4 protein-coding genes are annotated in these 5,731 nt (G+C 59.3%); all 4 read left to right on the top strand.

Annotation, left to right across the window (positions count from 1 at the left end):
• Positions 1–489: Tab2 family RNA-binding protein (locus tag IQ273_RS29340; RefSeq protein ID WP_194026647.1), on the top strand; the 489-nt coding region annotated here is incomplete at its 5' end.
• Positions 490–913: 424 nt separating this feature from the next.
• The gene (gene groL / locus IQ273_RS29335) at positions 914–2,614 is read left to right on the top strand and encodes a chaperonin GroEL (RefSeq protein ID WP_194026646.1); all 1,701 of its coding nucleotides are present in this window, start codon (positions 914–916) and stop codon (positions 2,612–2,614) included.
• A 524-nt stretch (positions 2,615–3,138) separates the two neighbouring features.
• Positions 3,139–4,533 (top strand): NAD(P)/FAD-dependent oxidoreductase, encoded by a 1,395-nt coding sequence (locus IQ273_RS29330; protein ID WP_194026645.1) that lies wholly within the window; start codon positions 3,139–3,141, stop codon positions 4,531–4,533.
• A gap of 39 nt (positions 4,534–4,572) precedes the next feature.
• On the top strand, positions 4,573–5,731 hold a 1,159-nt coding region (gene xylB / locus IQ273_RS29325; protein ID WP_194026644.1), incomplete at its 3' end, for a xylulokinase.

Raw genomic sequence — 5,731 nt, 5'->3', positions numbered from 1 at the left:
CCCTATAACCCGCTGCACATCGAGTCGCCGCCCCCGGTGCCCCTGCCTGAAAATCTGTGGGGCGATCGCTGGGGCTTTACCGCCCTGTCGGCCTACGACTTTGAGCAAACCCTGCCCTACGAACCCATTCCCCTGCGCCACCTGCCCCCAGATCTAATGCCCTCCCGTCTAGGGCTGGCTAGCACCGCGCCCATTCCAGGGGTGGTGGTGGATGCGGGGCGACAGGCGATGGTTCTGGCCCAGTGGATTCAGGCCCACTCTCCCGCCTGGTTGAGCTACCTGCGGGGGGAGCCCGACGGGTTGATTTTGGAGGCTGGATTGAGCGATCGCTGGGTTTTCACTACCTTCGACGATTCCGACGTTGCCAGCGCCGGTCAGCGATTTGAGCAGCGCAAGCGGGACAGCCAGGGCCTTCACTTTTTATTGGTGCGCCCCGATGACTCGGGTATGACCACCACCGGCCTCTGGCTCTTGCAGCAGCTGCCTTGACCACTGTTAGGCTCATTCCAGACGGCTCCTTCGACTCCGCTCAGGAACCGTTCACCGAGCGGGCGTTCGCTGAGCGGAGTCGAAGCGCACACTAACGGCCTCTGGCTCTTGCAGCAGCTGCCCTGACCACTGTCAGGCTCATTCCAGACGGCTCCTTCGACTCCGCTCAGGAACCGTTCACTGAGCGGGCGTTCGCTGAGCGGAGTCGAAGCGCACGCTAAGCGGAGTCGAAGGAAGCGATCGCCTTCAAAACAGGCATTTCCCTAATCCTGCTCTTTAGTTACCCCCCACCCATTGAGTCGAAGATTTGTCGAGGATCGGTTATTGCGACTTACCGGCCGTCCCGTACAGCGGTAATCTAGCTGGGTTAGCACTCGCACGCAGTGAGTGCTAAGTTTGTCTCTGGAGAGCTGAAAGACAGGACATGGCAAAAAGAGTTTCCTTTGATGAGGCGTCGCGACAGGCCCTCGAAAAAGGCGTCAACGCCCTAGCCGACGCCGTTAAAATTACCCTCGGCCCCAGGGGGCGCAACGTCGTTCTCGAGAAAAAGTACGGGGCACCCCAGATCGTCAACGATGGCATCACCATTGCCAAAGAAATCGATCTAGAAGATCCCTTTGAAAACCTGGGCGCTCGCCTCATGCAAGAGGTAGCCTCCAAGACCAAAGATCTGGCAGGCGATGGTACCACCACCGCCACCGTGCTGGCCCAGGCGATGGTCAAAGAAGGGCTGAAGAACGTGGCCGCAGGGACTAACCCGGTTAGCCTGCGTCGCGGCATTGAAAAAGCCGTGAATGTGCTGGTGAGCGAAATTGCTGCCGTGGCCAAGCCCGTTGAAGGCAATGCCACCATTGCCCAAGTCGCCACCGTATCGGCGGGCAGCGACGAAGAAATCGGCCACATGATTGCCGAAGCCATGGACAAAGTCACCAAAGACGGCGTCATTACGGTAGAAGAGTCCAAATCGCTCTACACCGAACTGGACGTTGTCGAAGGGATGCAGTTCGATCGCGGCTATATTTCCCCCTATTTCGTCACCGACCAAGAGCGGATGGTGACCGAGCTAGACAACGCCCGCATCCTGATTGTCGATAAAAAAATTGGCTCCATCCAGGACCTGGTTTCGGTGCTGGAGCGGGTCGCCCGTGAGGGTGCTCCCCTGCTGATTATTGCCGAAGACATTGAGGGCGAGGCCCTGGCTACCCTGGTGGTCAACAAGGCGCGTGGCGTGCTCAACGTAGCGGCAATTAAATCGCCTAGCTTTGGCGATCGCCGTAAGGCCATGCTGCAAGACATCGCCGTGCTAACCGGCGGTCAGGTGATCTCCGAAGAAATCGGTCTCAGCCTGGAAACTGCCGACCTGTCGATGCTGGGCACCGCCACCAAGGTCACCATCACCAAAGACACCACCACTCTGGTCTCTGATGCGGGCAACAAAGGCGACATCGACAAGCGCATCGCCCAGATTCGTCAGGAACTCGATCGCACCGATTCTGACTACGACAAAGAGAAGCTCTCTGAGCGGCTGGCTAAACTGGCTGGCGGCGTCGCGGTGATCAAAGTCGGGGCCGCCACCGAAACCGAACTCAAAGATCGCAAGCTGCGCATTGACGATGCTCTCAGCGCCACCAAGGCTGCTGTAGAAGAAGGCATTGTCCCCGGCGGCGGTGCCACTCTGCTACACCTGGCTCCCAAGCTAGAGGCGCTCAAGGCCTCTCTCAGCGCGGAAGAAGCGATCGGAGTTGACATTGTCATGCGGGCGGTGGAATCGCCCCTGCGGCAAATTGCCGACAACGCTGGCCAGCAGGGCTCTGTGATTGTCGAAAAGGTGAGGGCGATGAGCTTCCCGATGGGCTACAACGCCCTCAGCGGGGCCTACGAAGATTTGATTCAGGCGGGCATTATCGACCCGGCTAAAGTCGTGCGGTCGGCTCTGCAAGACGCCGCTTCAATCGCGGGTATGGTGCTCACCACCGAGGCCCTGGTCGCCGAAATTCCTGAGCCTCCAGCTCCCGCTGGCGACCCCGGCATGGGCGGTATGGGCGGCATGGGCGGCATGGGTGGCATGGGCGGTATGGGTGGCATGGGCGGCATGGGTGGCATGGGCGGCATGGGCATGATGTAGCCCCTTGCCCCTGGCAAAAAGCCCAAGTTAACGTTGGGTCGGGTGCGACAACAGCGACAACATCAGTGTCGCACCGCGCCTGCCCAGAGATGACTAGCCCAAACTAGGCCCTGACGTCAATCCAATCTAAGCCATCCCCAGTTGGGGATGGCTTTTGAGATTTAAATAGAACTTTTTTTGCCAACCAAAATTCACTTCGAATATCTGTAGGGAGTTTTGACCAAATAATGCTTTGAGGCTAGCCTGAAGCAGCGCTGAGGTTGACTAGGAGAACCTTTCAGCCCACAAGACTCTTTTGAATCCTTACACTAAAGGTTAGACAGCTTTAATTCAGAACCTAGCTTTTGGGGTAAAACGGCGATCGCCTCTATCGTTTGGTTGTTAGGATTGGCAACATTTGTTTATAAATTGACCGAGCTAGTTTGCTGGATAGAGCCCTTGCGATCGCGCTGAAGTCTGCCCTCAACCGAGGGTAATCCCTCCGCTGACTTCAGCAGAAAACCATTCGAGATGGAGTCAGATCCATGGCAGCTACAGCTAGCGAAACCAACCCCCATCAAGTTGTGATTGTTGGTGGTGGGTTTGGCGGCCTTTATGCCGCTAAGGCCTTAGGAAAATCTAAGCAAATTGAAGTCACCCTGATCGATAAACGGAACTTTCATTTATTTCAGCCGCTGCTCTACCAAGTTGCGACTGGCAAGCTATCACCCGGAGATATTTCATCCCCCCTGCGAGCGATTCTGAGCCGCTATCGCCGCGTCAAAGTTTTGATGGACACGGTGATTGATGTTGACCCCGAGCAGCAGCAGGTAACGCTAAACCACACCACCCTGCCCTACGATACGCTGATTGTAGCCACGGGCGTCAGCCACCACTACTTTGGCCATGACCAGTGGGCCGAGGCTGCACCGGGGCTCAAAACCCTTGAAGATGCCCTAGAAATGCGCAAGCGAATTTTTGGCGCGTTTGAAGCGGCTGAAAAAGAGTCGGACCCAGAGCGACGACGGGCCTGGCTGACGTTTGTAGTGGTGGGCGGCGGGCCAACTGGCGTAGAGCTGGCCGGAGCGCTGGCCGAGCTGGCCTCCCACACGCTTAGGGACGAATTTCACCACATTGACACCACCGAAACCCGCATTCTGCTGCTGGAAGGGCTCGATCGCGTGCTGCCGCCCTACCCCGCCAAACTGTCGGCCAAAGCCGCCGAGGCCCTGAAAGATCTGGGCGTTACGGTGTGCACCCAATCGCTGGTGACCGACATTGACGACAATATGGTGACGGTGCGCCAGGGCGATCGCACCGAGCAGATTCGGGCCAAAACTATTCTCTGGGCCGCTGGGGTGCGGGCTTCGGCGATGGGCAAGGTGCTGGCCGCCCGGGCCGGTGCCCAGCTCGATCGGGCAGGTCGGGTGATGGTGAACCCAGACCTCAGCCTGCCGGGGCAGCCCAACATCTTTGTGGTGGGCGATCTGGCCCACTTTGCCCACCAGGGTGACCAGCCGCTGCCAGGGGTTGCGCCCGTGGCGATGCAGCAGGGGGCCTATGTGGCCAAGCTGATTCAGCAGCGGCTGCGGGGCGGCGATCTACCCGCTTTTCACTACAACGATGCAGGCAGCCTGGCGGTGATTGGCCACCACGAGGCAGTGGTGAATATGGGGCGGTTTAAACTCTCGGGCCTGCCGGCCTGGCTGATCTGGATTTTCGTTCATATCTACTTTCTGATTGAGTTTGACAACAAGCTGCTAGTGATGATCCAGTGGCTGTGGAGCTACTTCACCCGCAAAGGCGGCGCGCGCCTGATCACCTGGGAGGAAAGCCGTCTGGATGAGCCGATCGTGGCGACGGGGGAACCCAGTGAGCCGCCCGCTGCCGCTAGCGAAAGGACTGGCCCCACGCAGCCGTCGCTGGCTGAGCTGAACTAACAGAGCAAGAATGGCAACTAAAGCATTGGAGAGATTAACTTGGCGGACGTAGTGATTGGTTTGGATCTGGGGACGGGCGGCGTGCGAGCAATCGCCGTTGATCTGCAGGGCCAGGTGGTGGCCCAAACCACCCAGAATTATCCCCTGTTGACGCCGCACCCCGGCTGGACCGAGCAGCATCCATCCGATTGGGTAGATGCCACGTTGACGGCACTGAGGACTGTGGCAGGACAGCTCAACGGGCAGAACGTACTTGCCCTGGGGCTTTCGGGCCAGATGCACGGTATGGTGCCGCTAGATGGGGCGGGTCAGGTGATTCGCCCGGCGATTCTGTGGAATGACCAGCGCACGGGCAAAGCGGTTGATGAAATTGAAGCGGCGGTGCCCCGGCAGGAGCTAATTCAGCGCACCGGCAACCCGGCGATTACAGGCTTCCAATTGCCAAAACTTGTCTGGCTGCGCAGTGAGGAACCCCAGGCCTACAACCAGGTGCGGCGCATTCTGCTGCCCAAAGACTATCTGGGCTATGTGTTAACCGGGGAAGCCGTGACCGAACCCTCAGATGCCTCTGGCATTGGCTGTTTAAACCTGGCCAGTCGGCAGTGGGATCAAGACATCCTGACTGCTCTAGATATCAGTCTCGACCTGTTTCCCCGCGTCATTGACTCGACCGCCGTCGCCGGGCGGCTGCAATCGGCTATGGCTGAGCGTATTGGGCTACCCGAAGGACTGCCTGTGGTGGCGGGAGGTGGCGACAATGCAGCGGCGGCGATCGGCCTGGGCATTTCTGAGCGGCACCTGGGCCGGGGCAGCCTCAGCATCGGCACCTCGGGGGTGATTTTTGCCCCCTGTGACCAGCCTACCCCCGACCCTGAAGGGCGAGTGCACCTGTTTTGCCATGCCGATGGGGGCTATATTCTGGTGGGGGTAACCCTGGCGGCGGGGGGTGCCCTGCGCTGGTATCGCGACACTTTCGCCCCTGACCTCCCATTTACCGATTTAATGGCCCTGGCGGAACAGTCTCAGCCGGGGTCGCGCGGTGTGCTGTTTCTCCCTCATCTAGCGGGCGAGCGCAGCCCCTATATGGACCCCGATACCCGAGGGGCCTGGGTAAATCTATCGCTGGCCCACACCCAGGGCGACCTAATTCGGGCGGTGCTGGAGGGGGTGGCCTTTAGCCTGCGGGCGGCCCTGGAGG

Source organism: Nodosilinea sp. LEGE 07298, from assembly GCF_015207265.1.
Lineage (GTDB): Bacteria > Cyanobacteriota > Cyanobacteriia > Phormidesmidales > Phormidesmidaceae > Nodosilinea.
This window is presented reverse-complemented; position numbering and strand designations above follow the sequence as displayed.

What these genes read in the sequence shown, in the direction of transcription:
- groL (WP_194026646.1), top strand. Translation starts at nt 914, where the DNA reads ATGGCAAAAAGAGTTTCCTTTGATGAGGCGTCGCGACAGGCCCTCGAA.
- IQ273_RS29330 (WP_194026645.1), top strand. Translation starts at nt 3,139, where the DNA reads ATGGCAGCTACAGCTAGCGAAACCAACCCCCATCAAGTTGTGATTGTT.